Raw genomic sequence first — 23,760 nt, forward strand, 5'->3', positions numbered from 1 at the left:
CGGCCGACCCGGACGCTCTCGATTCAGCTCACCCTCCCGGCGAAGGGGAGGTGAGGGAGGTCTCGCGGGGCAACGTGCCGCTCCGTGGAACAATCGACCGATGCCTCTCGACCTCTCCTATGACGATCCCGCCTCCGACGTGCTGCTCGACTCCGCCACCGGGGTGCGCCGCAGCATCCTGCCCGGCGGGGGTGCGGCTGCTGACCCAGACGGACCGCAGCGTGCGCAGCGCGACCATCGGGCTGTGGCTGCCCGTCGGCTCCCGGGACGAGACCCCGGCCCACGCCGGCTCCACTCACGTGCTCGAGCACCTGCTGTTCAAGGGCACCCGCCGCCGCAGCGCGATGGACATCGCCACCGCCTTCGACGAGGTGGGCGGGGACTCCAACGCCCTCACCGCGAAAGAGCACACCCTCTACTACGGACGGGTCCGTTCGGCGGACATCCCGATGGCCGTGGACGTGCTCACCGACATGATCACTGCGTCCCTCCTCGAGCAGGATGCCCTGGCCACCGAGCGCGAGGTCATCCTCGAGGAGCTCGCGATGGCGGAGGACGATCCCAACGACGTCGGCTACGAGACCTTCCTTGCCGACGTGCTCGGACCGGACACTCCTCTCGGCCGCCCTGTCGGCGGGACCGTCGAGACCGTCTCCGCGCTGAGCATCGAAAACGTGCGCGACCACTTCACCGAGCACTACCGACCCGACAACCTCGTGGTCACCGCTGTGGGCGACATCGACCACGACGAGCTGGCCGGGCTCCTGCAGGCCGGGCTGCGTCGGGGCGGCTGGACGCTCGAGGACGGCGCGGCCCCCTCCCGTCGACTGCGCACCGGGGCGCCGCCGGGGGCGCGGCGGAGGGGTCCGCTGAAGTCTCCGGCCTCGTGCCCCACCGGCTGCAGCGTCCCGCCGAGCAGAACCACATCTACCTCGGCGGTCGCGGCCTGACCGCGCTCAGCGAGGACCGCCACGCACTGTCGGTGCTGATGTCGGTGCTCGGAGGAGGGATGTCCTCACGCCTGTTCCAGAACATCCGCGAGCAGCGCGGCCTCGCCTACTCGGTGTACTCCTTCAGCGCGGGATACCGGGATGCCGGGCTGTTCGGGCTCTACGCCGCCTGCCGCCCCACCCGCACCGCCCAGGTGGTCGAGCTGCTGGCCGAGGAGCTCACCCGGATGGGCACCTCCGGGATCGACGAGCAGGAGCTCGCCCGGGCCAAGGGGCAGATCACCGGCTCCTTCGCGCTCGGCCTCGAGGACACCAGCTCCCGCATGGGCCGCCTGGGCACGATCGAGCTGGTCCACGGCAGGTACACCAGCGTCGATGAGACGCTCGAGCGGATCGGACGGATCGGGGTCGACGATGTGCGTGATCTCGCCGCACGGCTCTCCGGCGGCTTCAGCACCCGGGTGGAGGTCGGCCCGGAGAGCTGAGAGACACGATCCCGAACTCGCGCACCCCATCACCTCCGCCCCCGCACAGGAGCAGCCCCATGACCGCATCCCCGTCCCCGTCCCCGAAGAACCCTCGCCGGGTCGCCGTGCTCGGCGCCTCCGGACGGATGGGCACCGCCGCCTGCCGGGCCGTCGAGGACGCCGCGGATCTCGAGCTCGTCGCCCATCTCGGCCGCGGTGACGACCTCTCCGCGCTCATCGAAGCGGGCGCCGAGATCGCGATCGACCTCACCGTCCCCTCGGCCACCGCGGACAACGTGCGCTGGCTGGTCGACCACGGGATCCACGCAGTCGTCGGCACCACCGGATGGACCGACGACGCTCTCGAGGAGCTGCGCTCCCAGCTCTCCCGGGCCGAGGGCGTGGGCGTGCTGATCGCGCCGAACTTCGCGATCGGTGCGGTGCTCGCGATGCGCTTCGCGGAGATCGCCGCGCGCTACTACGACAGCGCCGAAATCATCGAGATGCACCACGAGAACAAGCTCGACGCCCCCTCCGGCACCGCACGCCACACCGCGGCCGCGATCGCCCGGGGCCGGGCCGCCGCCGGACTCGGCGAGGTGCCGGACGCGACCGAGAAGGATCCGGAGGGAGCGCGCGGGGCCGTGATCGACGGGATCCACGTCCATGCCGTGCGCCAGCGCGGGCTGGTCGCCCACGAGGTCGTCCAGTTCGGCGGGGTGGGGGAGCAGTTCGTGCTGCGCCACGACTCCTTCGACCGCGTCAGCTTCATGCCCGGGGTGCTGCTGGGCGTGCGCGAGGTCGCAGCGCACCCGGGTCTCACCGTGGGCCTGGACGGCTACATGGACCTCGGCTGAGCATGCGCGACAAGATCTTCGTCATCCTGCTGGTGCTGATCACCGCGGCGTACGCCTGGGGCCTGGGCTGGATCGCCTGGGGCTTCTTCCGCGCTGGAAGCGCTGTGGGCTACGGCCTCGCGCTCGGAGTGCTGATCCTGCTGCTGTTGACCGTGTGGGTGACCTGGCGGGAGGTGCTGTTCGGCCTCTCCGCCGGGAAGCTCAGCCGCGAGTACACGCCACCTGCCGACGCGATCGCGGGAGACGCACGCGAGGAGTTCGAAGCCGCCCGCCGCGCGATCGAGCAGGGAGCACAGGAGGACTGGCGTGCCTGGTTCCGGCTCGCCCTGGCCTATGACGCGATGCGCGACCGCAAGGGCGCCCGGATGGCGATCCGGAGGGCGATCGACGCCTTCCGACCCTGAGCCGGGACGCGCTGCGCAGAGCGCGGAAGGGCTCAGGCCCAGCCCAGAGCCCGCAGGCCCGCCGCGACGACCGCCGCACCGATGACGACCACCAGGAACGGAGCGCGCAGGCACAGCAGCACCACGGCTGCGCCCAGGCTCGCGAGCCGAGCGTCGAGCACGATCTCCGCGCCGCTGGTGGCGGTCTGCGTGGCCACGAGCGCACCCAGGAGCGCGATCGGCAGCACGGTGGTGATCCGTGCGATCCGGGGACGTTCCAGCACGTCCTGCGGCGCCTGATAGCCCACCCATTTCTGGGCGAAGGAGAGCACTGACGCGGCGATCACCGCGATCCACAGGATGCTCATCGGGGGACCTCCTTCGAGATGATCCGGGTCGGGGGCCCTCCCGCACGGCGCCCCGAGGAGGGGAGCAGTCCCGCCACGACGGCGACCGCCGCCGCAGCGAGCACCGGCAGGCCCGCCGGCAGCATGGGAGTGGTCACGAGGGCGACGACCGCGGCGGCCACCGCGATCGCGACGGCATCCCTGCTACGCAGCCGCGGCCACAGCAGCGCGATGAAGGCCGCCGCAGCCGCTGCATCCAGCCCCCAGGCGCTGGGATCGGCCACGTACTGCCCCGCCAGGGCGCCCAGCAGCGAGAACAGGTTCCAGAAGACGTAGACCCAGACGCCGGCCGCCCAGAACCCGGCGCGCTTCTCCTCGGTGGTGGTGCCGGAGGCCGCGAGCGCCGCAGATTCGTCGATCGTCAGATGCGCGCGGGCGATGCCGCGCACACCGGTGCGGGGCAGGGACGGCGCCAGGACGAGGCCGTACAGCGTGTTGCGGATGCCCAGCAGCACTGCGGCCAGCGCCGCGCCGATCGCCGAGCCGCCCCCGCCGACGACACCGATGAAGGCGAACTGGCTCCCGCCGGTGAACATCACCGCCGAGAGCACCATCGCCTGCCAGACGTCCAGCCCCGAGGCCGTGGCGAGAGCCCCAAAGGAGATCCCGTACAGCCCGGTGGCGACGCCGATCGACAGGCCGGTGCGACGGATCGTGCCCAGGCGCCCGACGGCGGAGGGATCCGGTTGTGCGGCGAGCGGTGAAGTACTGGTCATGATGCGGGACACTCTACGATCACCTGCACGGACGCTGTTCTGGCGTCCGTTCGGGATATGAGAATCTAGGACCATGACCGCGCCTTCGGACCCCACTTCCGCCCCCGCGCACGCACTGCCTCTGCGTGCCGCCGGCCTGCTGCTGGACATGGACGGCACCCTCATCGACTCCGGGCCCGCCGTCGAGCGCTCCTGGAACCAGCTCCTGAGGGAGCTGGGCACGGACCTCGAGTTCGGTGCCGAGCAGCACGGCAAACCGGCGAGACAGGTCCTCGGCGAGCTCCTGCCGGAGCTCGGCGAGGCGCAGCTCGACGCCGCGCACCGCCGGGTCGAGGAGCTCGAGATCGAGGACGTGGACGGCATCGTCGTGCTGCCGGGCACCGAGCGGATGCTGCGGGAGCTCGACGCCGCCGCCGAGGAGCTCGGCCGCCAGACCTGGACCATCGTCACCTCCTGCACTCGGCCGCTGTTCGAGGCCCGGTGGGCACGCACCGGCCTGGCCACTCCTGACGGGCTGGTCACGGCCGATCAGGTCACTCGCGGCAAACCGGACCCCGAGCCCTACCTGCTCGGCGCGGAGCGGATCGGTGCGGATCCCACCGCCTGCATCGTGATCGAGGACTCCCTCGGAGGTCTGCGCTCCGGCGCGGCAGCGGGTGCGAGCACCATAGCCGTGACCAGCACCACCCCGGCCGGTGACCTCGCGCCGCTGGCAGACGCGCTGGTCACATCGTTGGACGACCTCGAGGTGCGGGTCGACGGCACTGAGCTGGTGCTGTCACGCCGCGGCAGCTGAGAATCACGCCGCGTCTGCCATGGAGTGCGCGGCAGGCGTTGATAAGCTCGCACGGCCGAACCCGGTCCGTCCGTGCGTGCGTGCGGAACGGTCGGGGACGTCGCCCGCGTCCCGCTCCTCCTGACGGAACGACCGATCGTGGACGGCAGTCGTCCCCCTCGAAAGGACTCACCCCATGTGCGGAATCGCCGGTACCTACGGATTCGGTGCTGACACCGAGGGCATCGCCCGCCGCATGAGCAGCGCTCTGGCCCATCGCGGTCCCGACGGCGAGGGTCTCTTCCTCGACGACCAGATCGGTCTGGCCCATCGCCGGCTGGCCATCATCGACCGTGAGCACGGCGCACAGCCGATGACCACGGCGGACGGCCGCTACACGATCATCTATAACGGTGAGACCTACAACTACCTCGAGCTGCGGGCGGAGCTCGAGGAGCTCGGGCACACCTTCCGCACGGACTCCGACACCGAGGTCCTGCTCGAGGCCCATGCGGAATGGGGCACCGCCGCCTACGACCGCTTCAACGGCATGTTCGCCTTCGCGATCCACGACGCGCACACCGGCACCGTCACCATCGCCCGCGACCACTTCGGTATCAAGCCGCTCTATTACTGGGTCGACCCGGCCTCCGCCACCGGTGACGCCCCGAAGGTCCTGTTCGGCTCCGAGATCCGCTCGCTGCTGGCCGCCCGCGTGTTCGAGGCCGCGCCGGATCACCGCGCCGTCTACCGCTACCTGAAGTTCCGCATCCAGGACGACGACTCGCAGACCTTCTTCGCGGGCGTGCGACGGCTGATGGCCGGTGAGGTGCTCGAGATCCGAGCCGATGGCACGGAGGTCACGCCCTTCACCCGCCTCCAGGACGAGCTGCGGGAGATCGCCGCTCAGCCCAGCCGTCCCTACGACCAGCAGGTCGTCGACGAATACCGCGAGCGCTTCCAGGAGTCGGTGCGGCTGCGTCTGCAGTCCGAGGTCCCGGTCGGCACCTCGCTCTCCGGCGGACTGGACTCCTCCGCGGTCGCCGCCGTGATCGCGCGCCAGCTGCGTGAGCAGCCCGAGGATGAGCGCTACAGCGCCGTCGGAAGCCGCCAGAACACCTTCTCGGCCGTCTTCCCGAACTCCTCGAACGATGAGGAGCGCTACGTCGACGCGCTGCTGGACGACTACCGCGGCCAGATCACGGCCCACAAGATCACTCCCCAGCCCGATGCGTTCCTCGAGGACCTGCACGACTTCGTGCGCACCCAGGAGGAGCCGATCATCTCGACCGGCCCGTATGCGCAGTACGTCGTGATGCGCGAGGCCAGCCAGCACGTCACCGTGCTGCTGGACGGCCAGGGCGCTGACGAGATGATGGCCGGCTACAACCCGTACTTCTACGTCTACCTGCGCCAGCTGCGCCGCCAGAAGCGGTTCAAGGAGCTCGCGAGCGAGGTCATCGGCTCCCGCGACATCCTGCGCAAGCTCGCACGCACCAGGTTCTCCGGCCGCACGTCCGTCCCGGTGGAGGCGCTGCTGAACTCGGGCTTCGTGTCCGAGCACAGCGCCGAGAAGCTCACCTCCGTCCAGGACGACATCAAGGAGCGCCTGCTCGAGGACACCTTCCGTTCCTCGCTGCCCTCCCTGCTGCGCTACGAGGACAAGAACACGATGCGCTTCAGCATCGAGGGCCGTGTGCCCTTCGTCGACAAGGAGCTGCTGAAGTTCCTGTTCTCCCTCGACGAGTCCGCGATCATCCATGACGGCTGGAACAAGCGGATCCTGCGCGAGTCCATGGACGGGATCCTGCCCGACGTGATCTCCAAGCGCCGCAACAAGATCGGCTTCACCACCCCGGAGGGGGAGTGGTTCCGTGCGATCGCCCCGCAGCTGCGGGAGATCTTCGCCTCGGATTCCTTCGCCTCGCGCCCGTTCTTCGACGCGCCCAGCGTGCTGGCGCTGTTCGACGACTACATCGCGCACCCCGAGAACCACGGCACGCTGATGTTCTGGCGGCTGCTGAACGTCGAGCTGTGGATGCGCACCTTCTTCGACGACGCCGACGGCGCTGCACAGGCGCTCGGCGGCACGGAGCACCAGCCCGCCGAGGCCCCGGCACCTGCCGCAGCTTCCGCGCCCGCCGCCGAGGAGGAGACTCCGCCCAAGAGCGACTACGTCGCGAACCCGGGCAAGGAGTTGGATCTGGTCTCCGAGGCCGACGGACGCACCTGGCGCCGTCTGCCGTTGCAGACCGAGCTGGTGGGCCGAGGTGACGACATCGAGGCACTGGTGCGCGAACGCGTCGAGCGGTTCGCCGCGGACCTGCCCGCCGATGCCGTGCCTGCCGGCGCGCCCTGGTACTTCGTCATCAGCGAGAAGATCATCGCGATCGCGCAGGGACGCTCCTGGTTCACCTGGGAGGTCAAGCCGCGGCGCTCGGCGAAGGTGCTCAGCCGCTTCGTCAGCCGCACCCCGGCCGGGATCGGCCTGGGGGACCCGACGACGATGGAACTGGCGATCCGCGAGGTCGGTCTGCCCCGCGTGCTGATGGCGTCGGCCGCCGGCGCCGCCGGGAAGGTGGTCGGCCGCAGGGGTCTGTTCTACGAGGTCGTCGGCGCGAACGTGCGGGCGATCGACGGTCCGACCCCGTACTCGGCCTTCCCCTCGAACGTCTCCGCGAAGCTGCCTCCGAAGGATCCGGACGGCGTCTCCGCCCGGATCTCCGCAGCGATCCGCGGCGCCGACATCCCCGCCGCTCTGCGCGACAGCTTCGTCGGCACCGTCGTGATGGACGCCAACGACATCGGGCGTAACATCCTGGGCTCCGATGTGGCGACCCCCCACACGAGCACCTCGAGGCGACGTTCGCGGACAATCCGCTGGGTCAGGGGCGTCAGCGCACCCCGCTCGCGATCCTCGCGGATCTCGGCCCCGCGTCACAGCGGTGAGCAGCGTCCAGCCTGGTCTAGGCTCCGGGCACCAGAGCATTTTCGGGAGGAGATCATGACCAGCACCGACTCGCGCCCCGCGCGGCCTTTCGGCGCGGTGGGGACCGCGATGGTCACCCCGCTCACCGAGGACGGCCACAAGGTGGACTTCGACGCCGCCCAGAAGCTGGCCGTCCATGTGACGCAGCACGGCAACGACACGATCATCGTCTCCGGCACCACCGGGGAGGCTCCCACCCTCACCGACGTGGAGAAGCTCGAGCTCGCCCGAGCGGTGCGGGACGCCGTCGGGCCCGAGATCAAGGTGGTCGCCGGGGTGGGCACCTACGACACCGCCCACTCGATCGACCTCGCGCGCGAGCATGCCAAGCTCGGCCTCGACGGCCTGCTGGTCGTGACCCCGTACTACTCCAAGCCGAGCCAGGCCGGGGTCATCGCACACACCACCGCGATCGCCGACTCCACCGACCTGCCGGTCATGCTCTACGACATCCCCGGGCGCAGCGCCATCCCCCTCGCCTACGAGACGCTCATGCGCCTGGGCGAGAACCCGCGGATCCTCGCGGTCAAGGACGCCAAGGCAGATCTGCAGCAGGCCTCACGGATCATGGCGCAGACGGACCTGGTCTACTACTCCGGCGAGGACGGACTGAACCTCCCCTGGCTGTGCATCGGCGCGTCCGGGATCGTGTCCGTGGTGGGCCAGGTCGCCGGTGAGCTCGAGAAGGAGATGATCGAGGCCGTCGACCGCTCCGATCTCGTCGCCGCTCGCGAGGCGCACCACCGGCTGGTGCCGGTGGTCGAGGCCATCATGAACCACATGCCCGGCGCCGTAGCCGCCAAGGCCGCACTCCACCTGCAGGGCGTGCTGCCCCATGCAGCGATGCGCGGGCCCCCACGTCCCCGCGGACACCGACCAGCTGCGCATGCTCCAGACCGCGCTGGATGCTGCCGGGCTCCTCTGAGCAGGCGCGGAGGTGCCGATGTCCACTGACTTCTCCCAGCGTCCAGGCCAGCCGCCTGCGCTCGAGCCCGGCACCCTCCGGGTGATCCCGCTCGGAGGGCTGGGCGACGTCGGCCGGAACATGACGGTCCTGGAGTTCGAGGGTCGGCTGCTGATCATCGACTGCGGTGTGATGTTCCCCGAGGAGTCCCAGCCCGGGGTCGACCTGATCCTGCCGGACTTCGACATCATCGCCGACCGTCTCGACGACGTGGAGGCGATCGTGCTCACCCACGGGCACGAGGACCACATCGGTGCCGTGCCCTATCTGCTGCGCCGCCGACCCGACATCCCGCTGGTGGGCAGCCAGCTCACGCTCGCCTTCCTCGAGGCGAAGCTGAAGGAGCACCGCATCAGGCCGGTCACCACCGTGGTGGCGGAGGGCCAGCAGCAGAGCTTCGGCCCCTTCGACTGCGAGTTCGTGGCCGTGAACCACTCCATCCCGGATGCCTTGGCGGTGCACGTCACCACCGCCGCCGGCACCGTCCTCCACACCGGCGACTTCAAGATGGACCAGCTCCCGCTGGACGGCAGGATCACCGACCTGCGCGCCTTCGCCCGGCTCGGCGAGGCGGGCGTGGACCTGTTCATGACCGACTCGACCAACGCCGAGGTGCCGGGCTTCACCGTCGGCGAGCAGGAGATCGGGCCTGCCCTGGACTCGATCTTCGCCCGTGCGACGCAGAAGATCGTGGTGGCCTCCTTCGCCAGCCACGTGCATCGCGTCCAGCAGGTGCTCGACTCCGCTGCCGCGCACGGCCGCAAGGTCGCCTTCGTGGGCCGCTCCATGGTGCGCAACATGGGGATCGCCTCCGAGCTGGGCTACCTCGACGTCCCGGCGGACACCGTGATCGACGTCAAGCAGATCGACAGCCTTCCCGACGACCAGGTGGTGCTCATGTGCACCGGCAGCCAGGGCGAGCCGATGGCGGCGCTCGGACGGATCGCGAACCGGGACCACCGCGTCAGCGTGGGCCCCGGTGACGTGGTCATCCTCGCCTCCTCGCTGATCCCGGGCAACGAGAATGCTGTCTACGGGGTGGTCAACGGCCTGATGGCGCTGGGGGCCGAGGTGGTCCACAAGGGCAACGCCGAGGTCCACACCTCCGGGCACGCGAGCGCCGGCGAACTGCTGTACTGCTACAACATCGTCCGTCCGCGGAACGTCATGCCGATCCACGGCGAGGTGCGCCACCTGATCGCCAACGGCAAGCTCGCCGAGGCCACGGGAGTGCCTCGGGAGCGGATCGTCCTGGCCCGGGACGGGCACGTGGTCGATCTCCAGGACGGGATCGCGACCGTCGTCGGGGCGGTACCCAGCGAGTATGTGTACGTCGACGGCTCCAGCGTCGGCCAGATCTCCGAGTCCGATCTCAAGGACCGGCGCATCCTCGGGGACGAGGGGTTCATCTCCCTGTTCGCGGTCGTGAGCTCGGAGACAGGCGCTCTGATCGCCGGTCCCGAGATCCATGCCCGAGGCGTGGCCGAGGACACCGCGGTGTTCGAGAAGATCCGCCCCGAGCTCGTCAGCGCCCTCGCGAACGCGATCGCGGAACAGGCCGACCGCCGCGACACCCACCAGCTGCAGCAGGTCATGCGGCGGGTCGTGGGCCGCTACGTCGGCCAGCGCCTGCGCCGCCGCCCGATGATCATCCCCCTCGTCATCGAGTCCTGACACCGGGTGTGACGAGGCCGGACGCCCCGCTTCCCGGGTGAGGAGCGCTCCGGAATGTAGCATCGGGGCCATGGCGACACGTACGTCTTCCCCCGCACGTGCGTCGAAAGGCTCCTCCCGGGCCGCTGCTGCCGGCACATCGCGCACCACCGGTTCCGGGGCGAACGACCCCTCGACGCTCCCTCTGCCGGTGCGCGCAGTGCGCTCCGGCTATCTCGCGATCGCTCGAATGGTCGGCGGACTGATCCGCTCCATCGGCGTGCAGCGCTGGGAGGTCGCCCCCGAGCAGCGGCGAGACGGCTATGCGCTGTTCCTCCTTTTCATCGCGACCCTGGTCGCCGTCGTCGAGTGGTGGCAGTCCTCGGGCCCGGTGTTCGGGGCCGTGCACACCGTCGTGGCCGGCACCTTCGGGATCTCCTCGATGGTGATCCCGCTGCTGGCCGCCGGCTGGGCGATGCGGATGTTCCGCCGCCCGGATCAGGTGCGTGCCAACACTCGCATCGTGATCGGGATCGCCATCCTGCTCACCGCGATCTCCGCGATCGCCTCGGTCTCGGCACGTCTGCCCGCGCCGGCGGACGGCATCGATGCCCTGGCCCGTGGCGGAGGCGTGCTCGGCTACCTCGCCGCCGCACCGCTCGAGGCCCTGCTGCCGCCGGTGGCGGTGATCGTGATCCATGCGGTCCTGATCGCCTTCGGGATCCTGGTCCTCACCGCGACCCCGGTGGAGTCGATCCCCTCTCGCCTGCGCGATGTCTACGACGTCGCCGTCGGCCGCAGCGAGGAGGAGGACGAGGAGCGCGTCGCCTTCGGGCTGCGCCCGCGTCGGGCGGATCCCGCGGTGCACGATCAGGCGACCGAGGCGCAGGCGGCGGGCCGGCCCCGCCGCCTCAGCCGCCGCGAGAAGGCGGAGGCCGCAGAACGCGACCACGAGAAGTTCGGCTATCAGGGCGACGAGGCCTTCGAGCAGGGCGTCGATGAAGAGGCGACGACGGCGGCTTCCAAGAAGAGTCGTCGCTCCTCTTCACGCCGCGCTGCGTCGAATGCTGCTGCGGACGTCTACGACGTGGTCGAGGACGAGAACCACCGCGCGAAGACCTTCCCCGGCACGGAGGCCGCTGCCCCGAAACCGACCGCACAGATGCCCACCGCCGCTGCGAGGAGCGCCGCGCCGAGGCCCGCTGCGACGAAGCCCGCTGCGACAGCGAAGCCGGCGGAGAAGCCCGAGGAGAAGGCGGAGCTGGTCCCGCCGCCGATGGGAGATCTTCCCCGCGCCGGCGAGCAGCTCGAGCTCGCCGGGGACATCGTCTACACGCTGCCGGAGTCCGGCTTCCTGATGGAGGGCCCGCCCCACAAGACTCGCTCCGAGGCGAATGATGCAGTCGTCGCCGCCCTCGGTGAGGTCTTCGACCAGTTCAACGTCAATGCCGAGGTGGTCGGCTTCTCCCGCGGGCCGACGGTCACCCGCTACGAGGTCGAGCTCGCCCCGGGCACCAAGGTCGAGAAGGTCACGGCCCTGGACAAGAACATCTCCTACGCCGTGGCGAGCGCCGACGTGCGCATCCTCTCGCCGATCCCCGGCAAGAAGGCCATCGGCATCGAGATCCCCAACACCGACCGCGAGACCGTCGCCCTCGGCGACGTGCTGCGCAGCTCGGTGGCCCGCCGCAACGAGCATCCGCTGGTGATGGGCGTGGGCAAGGACGTCGAGGGTGGCTACGTCGTGGCGAACCTCGCCAAGATGCCCCACCTGCTGGTCGCGGGTGCGACCGGCGCCGGCAAGTCGAGCTTCGTGAACTCGATGATCACCTCGATCCTGATGCGCTCCACACCGGAGGAGGTGCGGATGGTGCTGGTCGATCCCAAGCGGGTCGAGCTCACCATCTACGAGGGGATCCCGCACCTGATCACCCCCATCATCACCAACCCCAAGAAGGCCGCAGAGGCCCTGGAGTGGGTGGTGAAGGAGATGGATGCCCGCTACGACGATCTCGCGGCCTTCGGGTTCAAGCATCTCGACGACTTCAACAAGGCCGTGCGAGCCGGAGAGGTCACGCTGCCCGCGGGCAGCGAGCGCCGACTGGCGCCGTACCCCTACCTGCTGGTCGTGGTCGACGAGCTCGCCGACCTCATGATGGTCGCTCCGCGCGATGTCGAAGCTTCGATCCAGCGCATCACCCAGCTCGCGCGCGCGGCGGGCATCCACCTGATCCTGGCGACGCAGCGCCCGTCGGTCGATGTGGTCACCGGCATCATCAAGGCCAACGTGCCCAGCCGCCTCGCCTTCGCGACCTCCTCGCTCCAGGACTCGCGGGTCATCCTGGACTCCGTGGGAGCGGAGAAGCTGATCGGCCAGGGCGACGCCCTGTTCCATCCGATGGGCAAGGCCAAGCCGATGCGTGTGCAGGGAGCCTGGGTCAACGAGTCGGAGATCCACAAGGTCGTCGACCACGTCAAGACGCAGATGAAGCCCAACTACCGCGAAGACGTCACCGTCGTCGCGGTCAAGAAGCAGATCGACGACGACATCGGCGACGATCTCGACGTGCTGCTGCAGGCGACGGAGCTCGTGGTCACGACCCAGTTCGGCTCCACCTCGATGCTGCAGCGCAAGCTGCGTGTGGGCTTCGCCAAGGCCGGTCGCCTGATGGACCTGCTCGAGTCCCGCGAGATCGTCGGCCCCTCCGAGGGGTCGAAGGCGCGCGATGTGCTCATCCATCCGGACGAGCTGGGCACGGCGATCGCCCGCATCCGCGGCGAGGACGTGCCGGGCGGGGAGGGCGATGAGCCCTACGGTGCCGATCAGGCCGTCGACCTCGAGGAGGGTGAGCCGGAGCAGGTGGCGGGAAGCCACGGCGACGACGACCGCTACGCGAGCGACCCGCTGTCCGACGACGGCTCGGAACCGGCGGTCGACTACTACGACGACGGAGACGACGAGCAGGGCCAGGACGCCTGGAGCCTCACCGGCCGTTGAGCGACCTCACCCCGCTCGCCCTCACCCCATTCACGTCCCCATCACCGATGCGGACCCGTCCCACAGCCCAGGAGCCCCGATGACCACACCGCGCACCGACGAGGTCCCGCTCTGGAACATCGCCAACATCCTCACCATGGTGAGGTGCGCGATGGTCCCGCTGCTGGTGGTGCTGGCGATCCTGTACCCGGACACGGCTCCCGGCCGGCTGCTGGTGGCCGGGGTGTTCGTGCTCGCGATGTTCACGGACTTCCTGGACGGATACCTGGCTCGCAGCCGCAACCTGATCACCGACTTCGGCAAGATCATGGATCCCATCGCCGACAAGGCGATGACGGGTGCCGCACTGGTCATGCTGTCGGTGTGGGACTACGTGCCGTGGTGGATGACCATCCTGATCCTGGTGCGCGAGTTCGGCATCACGCTGATGCGCTTCACGATCCTGAAGTACGGCGCGCTCCCGGCGAACATGGCGGGCAAGGCGAAGACGATGGTCCAGACCATCGCCATCACCTTCTGCCTGATCCCCTTCGAGCTGTGGTGGGAGCCGGCGCGCTGGATCGGACTGGCGCTCGTGGGCCTGGCCGTCGTGCTGACGGTGTGGTCCGGCCTGGTCAACGTCAAGGACGGCCTGCGGCTGCGGCGTGAGGCCCTGGCTGGCGGCGCATGAGCGGCGTGGCCGGAAAGTCAGCTCCTTCCGACCATCCGGTCGACCCGGCGACCCTCATCGCCCGGGCAGCGACGCGCGGATGGCGCATCGCGACCGCCGAGTCGCTGACCGGCGGGGCGGTGGTGGCCCGCCTGGTGGACGTGCCGGGTGCGAGCGCGGTGGTCGCCGGGGAGCGGCCTGCTACTCCTATGAGGCGAAGACCCGCGTGCTCGGTGTCGACGCCGAGCTGCTCGCAGCGACCGGGGCGGTCACCGCCGAGGTGGCGGCGGCGATGGCAGAGGGAGCGCTGTCCCTGTACGACGCTGACCTGGTCGTGGCCACGACCGGGGTCGCCGGCCCCGGGCCCGATGAGCGCGGTGTTCCCGAGGGCACCGTGCACCTGGCCCTGGCCCGGCGGGGCGGGGAGGCGCTGACCCGTGAACTCCGTCTCAGCGGCGGCAGAGCCCAGATCCGCTCCCTCACCGTCGATGCTGCGCTCTCCTTGCTCGGCGAGGCGCTCGCGGACTAGACGTCCTCCCAGCTCATCCGGCCGGTGCGGTCCTCTCCTCCCCACCGTCCCGACATGCACACGGTCCAGTGGACGTACGGGGTGGCGCACTACACTCTGGGGAACACTTTGACGGGGAGCGGCGTTGAACCGTTCGTGATGACATCGACGTACCGCATTCCCGAGGTGCACCATCAGTTCACCCATAGCCAGAGGAGAGGAGGCAGGTCCATGATCCTGTTCCGCCAGGAGCTGGGAGAGGTGCTGCGCGACGCGCGACGCTCCCAGGGCCGCACGCTGCGGCAGGTTTCCTCCGACGCCCGCGTGTCGCTGGGCTACCTCAGCGAGATCGAGCGCGGCCAGAAGGAGGCCTCCAGCGAGCTGCTGGTCTCGGTGACCGACGCTCTGGGCCTGCCGCTGTCCTTCGTCCTGCGAGAGGTGTCCGATCGGATCGCGATCGCCGAGCAGGTCACGATCCCGGACACGGTCCCCGAGGGCCTCGCCGACGACGCGAAGCCGCTGGTCGGCGCTCGCTGAGGTGCGGCGCAGCGAGTTCAGGGAGCTGGCTGACCACGTGTTCGGCCCCGCTCTCTCCCACACGTATGCGCAGGACCTCGTGCTCGAGGAGATCGGCGGCATGACCGCCGAGCAGGCTCTCGAGCACGGGGTCCCTGTGCGTTCGGTGTGGACCGCGCTGTGCGATGCGATGGATGTCCCGGACTCCGCGCGCTGGGAGATACCTCCCGTGCAGAGGCACCGCTGACCCCGCAGGGCCGCATCCCGAGTTCTCCCGGGCGCCACGCATGACACATCGCGACACGCTCGCGATCAAGTTCGCGTTCGAACATCTGTTCGGTATTGTGTGTCGCGACGGTCCTCCCAGCACCATCCCCACGTACCGACCTCTCCTCCCCAGAACCCCTTGATCCACAGGGGAGCGGGGCGGCGGCGGAATGTCGGGGCCGGCGCCTAGTGTGGCCGCACTGGTCACCGCGTCGGTACTCCCGGCCCTCAGGAAGGAACAATCACATGGCTGCACCGAAAGCGTCCAAGCCCCCGGTCACGAAGTCGACCGATAAGAACCGCAGCTCCTCGCTCGACAACGCCCTCGCGCAGATCGACCGCCAGTTCGGCAAGGGTTCGATCATGCGTCTGGGCGACGACACCCGCCCGCCGGTCGAGGTCATCCCCACCGGCTCGGTCGCGCTGGATGCAGCGCTCGGCATCGGAGGCCTGCCCCGCGGCCGCATCGTCGAGATCTACGGGCCGGAGTCCTCCGGCAAGACGACCCTCGCTCTTCACGCGGTGGCCAATGCGCAGCGCAACGGCGGTATCGCCGCCTTCATCGACGCCGAGCATGCGATGGATCCCGAGTACGCGAAGAAGCTCGGCGTCGACACCGACGCCCTGCTGGTCTCCCAGCCGGATACCGGCGAGCAGGCACTGGAGATCACCGACATGCTGATCCGCTCCGGCGCGCTGGACGTCGTGGTCATCGACTCCGTCGCCGCCCTGGTGCCGAAGGCCGAGATCGAGGGCGAGATGGGCGACTCCCACGTCGGTCTGCAGGCCCGCCTCATGTCGCAGGCGCTGCGCAAGCTCACCGGCGCGCTGTCCGCTTCGGGCACCACCGCCATCTTCATCAACCAGCTGCGCGAGAAGATCGGCGTGTTCTTCGGCAGCCCCGAGACCACCACCGGCGGCAAGGCGCTCAAGTTCTACGCCTCTGTGCGCATGGACATCCGGCGCATCGAGACCCTCAAGACCGGCACCGACTCCGTCGGCAACCGCACCCGGGTCAAGGTTGTCAAGAACAAGATGGCCCCGCCCTTCAAGCAGGCGGAGTTCGACATCCTCTACGGCGAGGGCATCTCCCGTGAGGGCGGTCTGCTCGACCTCGGTGTCGAGCATGGCGCGGTCCGCAAGTCCGGAGCCTGGTTCACCTATGAGGGTGATCAGCTGGGTCAGGGCAAGGAGAACTCGCGCCAGTTCCTCAAGGACAACCCGGACCTGGCCGCGGAGATCGAGGAGAAGATCCTCCGCACCCTCGGGGTGGGCAAGTACGCCAACGAGCCCGAGGCGCCGGCGGCCGAGGCACCCCTCGACGAGGACGAGTTCCTCGACGAGGACGTCCCCGCCACGATCTGATCGATGGCATCACAGCACACAGACGGCGGCGCCGACGACCACTCGGTCGCCGGCGCCGCCGCCGTCCACCAGGCGCCTCCCTCGCGAGCTCGGGCACGGCTCGAAGCCCGAACCCAGGAGATCCTGGAACGCCCCAGCACAGCTCCGGGCCCCGAACAGGCCGAGCATGAGAAGGCCGTGGTCCGCGAGTGCCGCTACCTGATGCGCCTGCTGTCCACGCGCCGGAGGACGGCCGGGGAGATGCGCGAGCGACTCACTCAGCGCGAGGTCCCCGGGGCAGTCGCCCATGAAGTGATGGCCCGTATCGATCGTGCCGGCCTGATCGACGATGCGGCCTTCGCACACGACTGGGTCCAGCAGCGCCGCTCCCTGCGCGCCCTCGGGGACGAGGCGCTGCGCCGAGAGCTCGAGAAGAAGCGGGTGGCTGCCCGGCTGATCGAGGCCGCCCTGGCCTCAGACCAGGGAGACGGCAGCGATGAGGAGCAACGATGCCGCGACCTGGTTCGCTCCCGGATCGCACACAGAGACCGCGAACAGCTGCGCACCGAGCGGGACGGCGCCCACCGTCGTCGTCTCTCCCGCCGCCTCGATGCCCTGCTCACCCGCAAGGGCTATCCGGGTGACCTCGCGATCCGCGTGATCTCCGGGGAGCTGCGCGACGCGGCCCAGCACACGGCGGACTGACCGAGCCACCGCGGCCGGGCCGGTACCGCGTGCGCCGTATCCTGGAGCCACTATGTCCTTGAGCTCCTCCACCTCGATCACCGACCCGCACCCTGCTGAGACCCAGGAGGCTCCTCGCCGCCGAGCCACCTACCAGGTGCGGACGTTCGGCTGCCAGATGAACGTCCACGACTCCGAGCGCCTGACCGGCATGCTCGAGGAGTCCGGGTACGTGCCGGCGGCGGAGGGAGCCGATCCTCGTCACGGCGAGGTCGACATCGTCGTGTTCAACACCTGCGCGGTGCGGGAGAACGCCGACAAGAAGCTGTACGGGACCCTGGGCTCGCTGCGCCCCGGCAAGGACGCGAACCCCGGGATGCAGATCGCGGTCGGCGGCTGCCTCGCCCAGAAGGACCGGGCAGCCATCGTCGAGCGTGCCCCCTGGGTCGATGTCGTCTTCGGCACCCACAACATCGGCTCGCTGCCGGTGCTGCTGGACCGGGCCCGGCACAACGCCGAGGCACAGGTCGAGATCCTCGAATCGCTCGAGGTGTTCCCCTCGACCCTGCCCACCCGGCGCGAGTCCTCGTACGCGGCCTGGGTCTCGATCTCGGTGGGCTGCAACAACACCTGCACGTTCTGCATCGTCCCGTCGCTGCGTGGAAAGGAGAAGGACCGCCGGCCCGGTGACGTCCTGGCCGAGGTGCGCGATGTGGTGGACTCCGGTGCCCTCGAGGTGACCCTGCTGGGGCAGAACGTGAACTCCTACGGCGTCGAATTCGGGGACCGCGGCGCCTTCGCCAAGCTGTTGCATGCCTGCGGGGAGATCGAGGGGCTCGAACGGGTGCGATTCACCTCCCCGCACCCGGCGATGTTCACCGACGACGTCATCGACGCGATGGCGCAGACGGCCAACGTGATGCCCCAGCTGCACATGCCGCTGCAGTCGGGGTCGGACGATGTGCTGCGCCGGATGAAGCGCTCCTACCGCTCCAAGAAGTTCCTCGGCATCCTCGACAAGGTCAGGGCACAGATCCCCGAGGCAGCGATCACCACGGACATCATCGTCGGCTTCCCCGGGGAGACCGAGGCCGATTTCGAGCGCACCCTCGAGGTGGTCGAGGCGTCCCGCTTCTCGAGCGCCTTCACCTTCCAGTACTCCATCCGCCCCGGGACCCCCGCGGCGACCATGGAGGATCAGATCCCGAAAGAGATCGTGCAGGAGCGCTTCGAACGACTGACCGCGCTCCAGGACCGCATCTCCCACGAGGAGAACCGGAAGCTCGAGGGGCACGCCGTCGAGATCCTGGTGGCTGAGGGGAGGGGAGCCGTGAAGGGCAGACCCAGCGCCTCTCCGGCCGCGCCCGCGACCATCGGCTGGTCCACTTCTCCCTCCCGCAGGGGCTCCCAGAGGCGGAGCGCCCCCGTCCCGGGGACCTGGTGACCGCGACCGTCACGCACGCCGCCCCGTTCTACCTGGTCGCGGACAGCGCACTGCAGGTCGAAGACGCTGCGGGCCCGAGCACCGACCGGTTCTCCGTGCGGCGCACCCGCTCGGGGACGCCTGGGAGGCGGGTGTGCTGGGTGTGGACGCCGGGAGCTCGTGCGGCACCGGCGGCGGTGCCCCGAGCGGCCCGGTCACCCTCGGGATGCCGGGGCTGCGACGCCCCTGAGCCTCGACGGGACGAGGAAGGCCGGCGCCCTCAGGGGTGCCGGCCTTCGTCGTCGCCGGGGATGAGCCCGGCTGCGATCAGATGTCGAGGTCGTCGAGCTCGGGGCCGAGCCGCTCCTCGAGGCTGTGGAAGAACGCGATCACGGTGCTCAGCCCGCACTTGATCGCATTGTCGATCTGGGCATCCAGCGCACCGGCGCGGAAGTCCGCGGCGAGCTCGCCATACAGGCCGAGCAGGCCTTCGGACTCGCGGCGCACGTACACCTTGGGCCAGATCCGGTTCATGTTCCACTCATTGCAGAGCTTGACCATCTCGACCTTGCGGGAGACGTCCACAGAGTGGCTCCAGCGGCCACGGGTTTGCAGCACGCCGTGCTCGTCCCCTGAGATCATGAACTGAAAGCGGTAGTCGTCGAAGCGAGCACGCACGATATCCGGGTGCTCATCGTCCTCGACGAAGGCGTAGCCATGACGGGTGAGGCTCTCCTCGACCCGCGACAGGGACAGGGGAGCCAGACCATCAGTAGAGTCCGTGTTCGTTTGAACAGGGGACTCGTTCGGTGCAGTCACTTCCAACCTCGAGCGTTCGACGTAGGGATCAGGGCGATCCGAGGTATCGGATCGCGGATCACCCTACTCCTTCCATCAGGGAAGGGTCCGTCACAGGGTCGTGATCCCGCTGACCCTCGTCCGATTGCGCCGATACAGTGCGTGCATGGATTCGCCTGCCGCCCGCACCGGGACCGCTGAGGAGCTTCCCCACGCACCTCTGATCGCGGTCGTCGGTGCCACCGCCACCGGCAAGTCCGACCTTGCGGTCACGCTCGCCGAACGGCTCGACGGCGAGGTCATCAACGCCGATGCGCTGCAGCTGTACCGCGGGATGGACATCGGCACCGCGAAGGTGACGCAGGATGAGCAGCGCGGTATCCCGCATCATCTGCTCGACGTCCTGGACATCACCGACGAGGCGAGCGTCTCCGCGTACCAACGGCAGTCGCGCGCGGTGATCACCGCGATCCGGGAACGCGGCAGGGTGCCGATCCTGGTGGGAGGCTCCGGGCTGTACGTCCGCGCCGCACTGGACGACATCGATTTCCCGCCCACGGATCCGGCCGTCCGCTCCCGCCTGGAGGAGCGCGCCGTCCATGAGGGGCCTGAGGCGCTCCACCACGAGCTCGCAGCCACGGATCCCGGGGCCGCACGCACCATCGGGGTGCACGACACCCGGCGGATCGTCAGGGCGCTCGAGGTCGGGGAGCTCACCGGGCGGCCGTTCGCCGCGTTCCTGCCCAAGCCGATCCACCTCGATCCCCACACCGTGCAGCTGGGTCTGCGTCTGGAGCGTCCGCAGCTGCACGAGCGCATCGCCCTGAGGGTGCATCGGATGGTCGATCAGGGACTGCTCGAGGAGATCCGCGGCCTGCGCGAGCAGGGACTCGACCGGGGGCTCACGGCTCGGCGGGCGATCGGGTACGAGCAGGGGCTCGCTGTTCTCGACGGCACGATGAGCTGCGAGCAAGCGATCGAGGCGACGATCGTGGGCACCCGGCGCCTGGTGCGCAAGCAGGACACCTGGTTCCGACGCGATCAACGGGTGCAGTGGCTCGATGCGGCCGCTGGGGACGAGCTGATCGAGCACGCCCTGGCGCGGATCGGGACGCGCTTCACGATGCAGTAGAGCGACTGGTCGTAGGCTCGGAGCATGAGCGGGCGCATCGACTTCACCAAGGGTCACGGGACCCAGAACGACTTCGTGCTGCTGGACGACCCCGGCGGTGCCCTGGCCCTGGACGCCGTGACCGTGGCTGCGCTCGCCGACCGCAGGGCAGGCATCGGCGGTGACGGGGTGATCCGCGCCGTCCGCTCTCGCGATGCCGGGGTCCAGGCTCCGGCCGACGCCCCCGAATGGTTCATGGACTATCGCAACGCCGACGGCTCGATCGCCGAGATGTGCGGCAACGGCGTGAGGGTGCTGGCGGCGCACCTGCAGCGCGCTGGCCACGTCACCGAGGACCGCTTCGAGATCCTCACCCGCGCCGGAGCGAGGACCGTGGAGATCCTCCAGCGCCCCGCTACACCAGGGGCGCCGTGGAGCGCGTGCGGGTGGGGATGGGGACCTCCCGCAGCGAGCACGGGCAGCGTCATGTCGAGATCGCCGGTCACCGCCTCGAGGTGACCGATATCGACATGGGCAACCCGCACGCCGTTGCGTTCCTCCCTGAGGGGACCGTGCTCGACGAGCTCGACCTGACCCGCCGACCCGCCTTGGACCCCGAACCCCGCCAGGGCGCGAACATCGAGCTGGTCAGCGTACGCGGGCCACGGCACGTGGCGATGCGGGTGCATGAGCGCGGAGTGGGGAGACCCGCTCCTGCGGGACCGGGGTGGCGGCGGTCGCGGTCGCGGCCGCGCACCGTGCAGGTGACGACTCGCGCCGGCCATGGAGCGTCGACGTGCCCGGCGGGAGCCTTGTGGTCGGGTGGACCGCGGAAGGGGAGGTCACACTCACCGGGCCCGCACAGCTGGTGGCCGACGGGACCATGCTGATCTGACGGGCGGCCACAGGCCCCGGCGGCGGCCCGCGGCCTCAGCAGGCGGGGGGCCCACCTCGAGCACCCGGAAGCCCTTCGCGCTCGCGACCTTCGCGACCTCCCGCTGAGGCAGCTGCTCATCGAGCCAGCGAGCCAGCGGATCGGCCCCCAGATTCTTTCCCACCACCAGGGCTGCAGTGCCCTGCGGGGCGAGCCGTGCCGTCCACTCCAGCAACAGGGCGTGCAGGGCCTGCTTCCCGATCCGGATCGGAGGGTTCGACCAGATCGCATCCGGGGCGAAGCCCTCCGGCACCTGTTCGGGCGAGATCACGTGGACGTTGGTCAGACCCGCTCGTCGGGCGTTCTCCGCAGTCAGCTCACGGGCGCGCTCGCTGACGTCCACCGCCCAGATCTGCGCGTCCGGGTGCAGCAGCGCCGCGGTCAGCGTGATCGGCCCCCAACCGCAGCCGAGGTCCACGATCGTCGCTCCCGGTGGCGGCGGCGTGATCTCGTCGAGCCGGGCCAGCAGCACCGCGGTCGCCTTGTCGAGGCCGTGGCCGCTGAAGACAGACGCGCTGGAGACCAGATCGAGATCGCGGCCCGCCAGGCGCACCTGGAGCGGGAAGCGCCGGTCATCGGTCGCAGGGGAGGGGGTGAAGTAGTGCTCGTCCACCCCAGCAGGATACGGAGCGCGGCGGCCGCGTGCCTTCGAAGAGCTCGTCCCGGGCGTTCCGGCTCCGCCCTGCGCAAAATCACTCGACCACGGAGGGAGGACGTGGGACTCTGGGACGAGCAGCATCCCCCGACCGAAGGAGTGCCCCGACCGTGCCCATCGCTTTCCATCCCGAACCCGAATCCGACCACGACGTCGACGGGGAACGCACGGGAGGAGCCGGGGCCGCGGACCACTCGAACGGTGCAGGCGACCCCGAGGCCTCTCCCCACAGCGAGCCCCCGCGCCGTGACCCGCTGACCGAACGGATCCTCTCGCGCGGCGATGCCTCCGTCTCCGCGGTCACCTATGACTCCGAGACCGACGGTGAGCAGTACGACCTCGCCGACCGCCAGGCACTGCGCCGGGTCGCGGGCCTCTCCACCGAGCTCGAGGACGTCACCGAGGTCGAGTACCGCCAGCTGCGGCTCGAACGCGTGGTCCTCGCCGGCCTCTACACCTCGGGCAACGCCGAGGAAGCGGAGGTCAGCCTGCGCGAGCTGGCCGCGCTCGCCGAGACCGCCGGCTCCGAGGTGCTCGACGGCATCCTGCAGCGGCGTGCGCATCCCGACCCCGCCACGTTCCTGGGCAAGGGCAAGGCTGCGGAGCTCGCCGACCTGGTCGCCGCCAAAGGCGCCGACACCGTGATCACCGACGGCGAGCTCGGACCGGGCCAGCGCCGTGCGCTCGAGGACGTCGTCAAGGTGAAGGTCATCGACCGCACCGCTCTGATCCTGGACATCTTCGCCCAGCACGCCCAATCCCGGGAGGGCAAGGCCCAGGTCGAGCTCGCCCAACTCGAATACCTGCTGCCGCGCCTGCGCGGCTGGGGCGAGTCGATGTCCCGCCAGGCCGGTGGCCAGGTGGGCGGAGCGGGAGCCGGCATGGGCTCGCGCGGCCCCGGTGAGACGAAGATCGAGCTGGACCGCCGGCGCATCCGCGACCGCATGGCCAAGCTGCGCCGCGAGATCAAGGCGATGGCGCCGGGCCGCGACGCCCAGCGCGCCGACCGCAGGCGCCACCGGATCCCCGCCGTCGCGATCGCCGGGTACACCAACGCCGGCAAGTCCTCGTTGCTGAACCGGCTCACCGGTGCCGGTGTGCTGGTCGAGAACGCCCTGTTCGCGACGCTGGATCCGACGGTCCGGCGTTCGAGCACCCCGGACGGCCGTGAGTTCACCTACGCGGACACGGTCGGCTTCGTGCGCCACCTGCCCACCCAGCTGGTCGAAGCGTTCCGCTCGACACTCGAAGAGGTCGGCGATTCAGATCTCCTGCTGCACGTGGTCGATGCCTCACACCCCGATCCGGAGGGCCAGATCGCCGCAGTGCGCACCGTGCTCGGCGAGCTCGAGGATTCGACGTGCCCGAGATCGTGGTCCTCAACAAGGCGGACATCGCCGAACCGGAGACCATCGCGCGCCTGCGCAGCCAGGTCGGGGACAGCGTCGTCGTCTCCGCACGCACCGGGATGGGGTTCGAGGAGCTGCGAGAGCTGATCGCCGAGCGGCTGCCTCGCCCCGCCGTCGAGGTGGACCTGGTGGTGCCGTATTCGCGCGGCGACCTCATCTCCCGTGTCCACACCACGGGGAGGTGCTCGCCGAGGAGCACCTGATGGAGGGCACCCGGCTCCACGCCCGCGTGGATGAGGCGCTCGCCGCAGAACTGAACGGCCTGTCGGCGGGAGCCTGAGCGGCCTGCGCGCAGCACCCGGA

General features: G+C 69.8%; 18 protein-coding genes and 5 pseudogenes. 19 read left to right on the top strand and 4 right to left on the bottom strand.

The window, feature by feature from the left end:
• The first annotated feature begins 100 nt into the window (after positions 1-100).
• The 3 genes and pseudogenes from H3H54_RS19505 to H3H54_RS06360 all read left to right on the top strand — a co-directional run bounded on the left by H3H54_RS19505 (position 101) and on the right by H3H54_RS06360 (position 2,678).
• A pseudogene (locus tag H3H54_RS19505) lies at positions 101-1,435 on the top strand (M16 family metallopeptidase).
• Positions 1,436-1,494: 59 nt separating this feature from the next.
• Positions 1,495-2,274: a 4-hydroxy-tetrahydrodipicolinate reductase gene (dapB, locus tag H3H54_RS06355; RefSeq protein ID WP_262425961.1), complete on the top strand. Its 780-nt coding sequence runs from the start codon at positions 1,495-1,497 to the stop codon at positions 2,272-2,274.
• 2 nt (positions 2,275-2,276) lie between these two features.
• Complete coding sequence (locus tag H3H54_RS06360; RefSeq protein ID WP_262425962.1) at positions 2,277-2,678, top strand: hypothetical protein; 402 nt, start codon at positions 2,277-2,279, stop codon at positions 2,676-2,678.
• Positions 2,679-2,710: 32 nt separating this feature from the next.
• On the opposite strand, the gene H3H54_RS06365 is transcribed toward H3H54_RS06360, so the two are convergent.
• Together H3H54_RS06365 and H3H54_RS06370 are read right to left on the bottom strand one after the other, a co-directional pair.
• On the bottom strand, positions 2,711-3,025 hold the full coding sequence (locus H3H54_RS06365; protein ID WP_262425963.1) for an AzlD domain-containing protein: 315 nt from the start codon (positions 3,023-3,025) through the stop codon (positions 2,711-2,713).
• A complete protein-coding gene (locus tag H3H54_RS06370; protein WP_262425964.1) occupies positions 3,022-3,792 on the bottom strand; it encodes an AzlC family ABC transporter permease in 771 nt (256 codons plus the stop codon). Before H3H54_RS06370 ends, H3H54_RS06365 begins: the two co-directional genes overlap by 4 nt.
• Before the next feature lie 61 nt (positions 3,793-3,853).
• Here H3H54_RS06370 and H3H54_RS06375 point away from each other — a divergent pair, with 61 nt between their 5' ends.
• From H3H54_RS06375 to miaB, 12 genes and pseudogenes are all read left to right on the top strand, one after another.
• Positions 3,854-4,576 carry an HAD family phosphatase gene (locus H3H54_RS06375; RefSeq protein WP_262425965.1) on the top strand — a complete coding sequence of 241 codons (723 nt, stop codon included), beginning with the start codon at positions 3,854-3,856 and terminating at the stop codon, positions 4,574-4,576.
• A gap of 175 nt (positions 4,577-4,751) precedes the next feature.
• Positions 4,752-7,504: pseudogene (gene asnB / locus H3H54_RS06380) on the top strand (asparagine synthase (glutamine-hydrolyzing)).
• Positions 7,505-7,613: 109 nt separating this feature from the next.
• Complete coding sequence (gene dapA, locus H3H54_RS06385; RefSeq protein ID WP_316249203.1) at positions 7,614-8,498, top strand: 4-hydroxy-tetrahydrodipicolinate synthase; 885 nt, start codon at positions 7,614-7,616, stop codon at positions 8,496-8,498.
• Entirely contained in the window at positions 8,488-10,182 is a 1,695-nt protein-coding gene (locus tag H3H54_RS06390; RefSeq protein ID WP_262425966.1) for a ribonuclease J, read from the top strand. Before dapA ends, H3H54_RS06390 begins: the two co-directional genes overlap by 11 nt.
• A 70-nt stretch (positions 10,183-10,252) precedes the next feature.
• Positions 10,253-13,159 (top strand): DNA translocase FtsK, encoded by a 2,907-nt coding sequence (locus H3H54_RS06395; RefSeq protein ID WP_262425967.1) that lies wholly within the window; start codon positions 10,253-10,255, stop codon positions 13,157-13,159.
• Positions 13,160-13,238: 79 nt separating this feature from the next.
• The gene (gene pgsA / locus H3H54_RS06400) at positions 13,239-13,829 is read left to right on the top strand and encodes a CDP-diacylglycerol--glycerol-3-phosphate 3-phosphatidyltransferase (RefSeq protein ID WP_262425968.1); all 591 of its coding nucleotides are present in this window, start codon (positions 13,239-13,241) and stop codon (positions 13,827-13,829) included.
• A pseudogene (locus tag H3H54_RS06405) lies at positions 13,826-14,337 on the top strand (CinA family protein). Before pgsA ends, H3H54_RS06405 begins: the two are co-directional and overlap by 4 nt.
• 210 nt (positions 14,338-14,547) lie before the next feature.
• Positions 14,548-14,853 (top strand): helix-turn-helix domain-containing protein, encoded by a 306-nt coding sequence (locus H3H54_RS06410; protein ID WP_087484395.1) that lies wholly within the window; start codon positions 14,548-14,550, stop codon positions 14,851-14,853.
• 1 nt (position 14,854) lies between these two features.
• Positions 14,855-15,079: a DUF3046 domain-containing protein gene (locus tag H3H54_RS06415; RefSeq protein WP_262425969.1), complete on the top strand. Its 225-nt coding sequence runs from the start codon at positions 14,855-14,857 to the stop codon at positions 15,077-15,079.
• Between the two features lie 266 nt (positions 15,080-15,345).
• Positions 15,346-16,464: a recombinase RecA gene (recA, locus tag H3H54_RS06420; protein WP_262425970.1), complete on the top strand. Its 1,119-nt coding sequence runs from the start codon at positions 15,346-15,348 to the stop codon at positions 16,462-16,464.
• Positions 16,465-16,467: 3 nt separating this feature from the next.
• Positions 16,468-17,148 carry a regulatory protein RecX gene (locus H3H54_RS06425; RefSeq protein ID WP_262425971.1) on the top strand — a complete coding sequence of 227 codons (681 nt, stop codon included), beginning with the start codon at positions 16,468-16,470 and terminating at the stop codon, positions 17,146-17,148.
• Positions 17,149-17,200: 52 nt separating this feature from the next.
• Positions 17,201-18,800: pseudogene (miaB, locus tag H3H54_RS06430) on the top strand (tRNA (N6-isopentenyl adenosine(37)-C2)-methylthiotransferase MiaB).
• 77 nt (positions 18,801-18,877) lie between these two features.
• Here miaB and H3H54_RS06435 read toward each other — a convergent pair.
• The gene (locus H3H54_RS06435) at positions 18,878-19,369 is read right to left on the bottom strand and encodes a YbjN domain-containing protein (RefSeq protein WP_262425972.1); all 492 of its coding nucleotides are present in this window, start codon (positions 19,367-19,369) and stop codon (positions 18,878-18,880) included.
• 145 nt (positions 19,370-19,514) lie between these two features.
• Here H3H54_RS06435 and miaA point away from each other — a divergent pair, with 145 nt between their 5' ends.
• The 3 genes from miaA to H3H54_RS19515 all read left to right on the top strand — a co-directional run bounded on the left by miaA (position 19,515) and on the right by H3H54_RS19515 (position 21,354).
• Positions 19,515-20,480 carry a tRNA (adenosine(37)-N6)-dimethylallyltransferase MiaA gene (miaA, locus tag H3H54_RS06440; protein WP_262425973.1) on the top strand — a complete coding sequence of 322 codons (966 nt, stop codon included), beginning with the start codon at positions 19,515-19,517 and terminating at the stop codon, positions 20,478-20,480.
• A gap of 24 nt (positions 20,481-20,504) precedes the next feature.
• A complete protein-coding gene (locus tag H3H54_RS19510) occupies positions 20,505-20,978 on the top strand; it encodes a hypothetical protein (protein WP_395963509.1) in 474 nt (157 codons plus the stop codon).
• A gap of 208 nt (positions 20,979-21,186) precedes the next feature.
• Positions 21,187-21,354, top strand: a complete 168-nt coding sequence (locus H3H54_RS19515; protein ID WP_395963511.1) for a hypothetical protein — start codon at positions 21,187-21,189, stop codon at positions 21,352-21,354.
• Here the strand turns inward: H3H54_RS19515 and H3H54_RS06450 are convergent.
• Positions 21,308-22,006 carry a class I SAM-dependent methyltransferase gene (locus tag H3H54_RS06450; protein WP_262425974.1) on the bottom strand — a complete coding sequence of 233 codons (699 nt, stop codon included), beginning with the start codon at positions 22,004-22,006 and terminating at the stop codon, positions 21,308-21,310. The genes H3H54_RS19515 and H3H54_RS06450 overlap by 47 nt on opposite strands.
• Before the next feature lie 152 nt (positions 22,007-22,158).
• Between H3H54_RS06450 and hflX the strand changes: the two are divergent.
• Positions 22,159-23,737 (top strand): annotated as a pseudogene (hflX, locus tag H3H54_RS06455) (GTPase HflX).
• Positions 23,738-23,760 lie beyond the last annotated feature (23 nt).

The sequence above is a fragment of the Brachybacterium sp. Z12 genome, assembly GCF_014400405.1.
In the GTDB taxonomy this organism is placed as follows: Bacteria; Actinomycetota; Actinomycetes; order Actinomycetales; family Dermabacteraceae; genus Brachybacterium.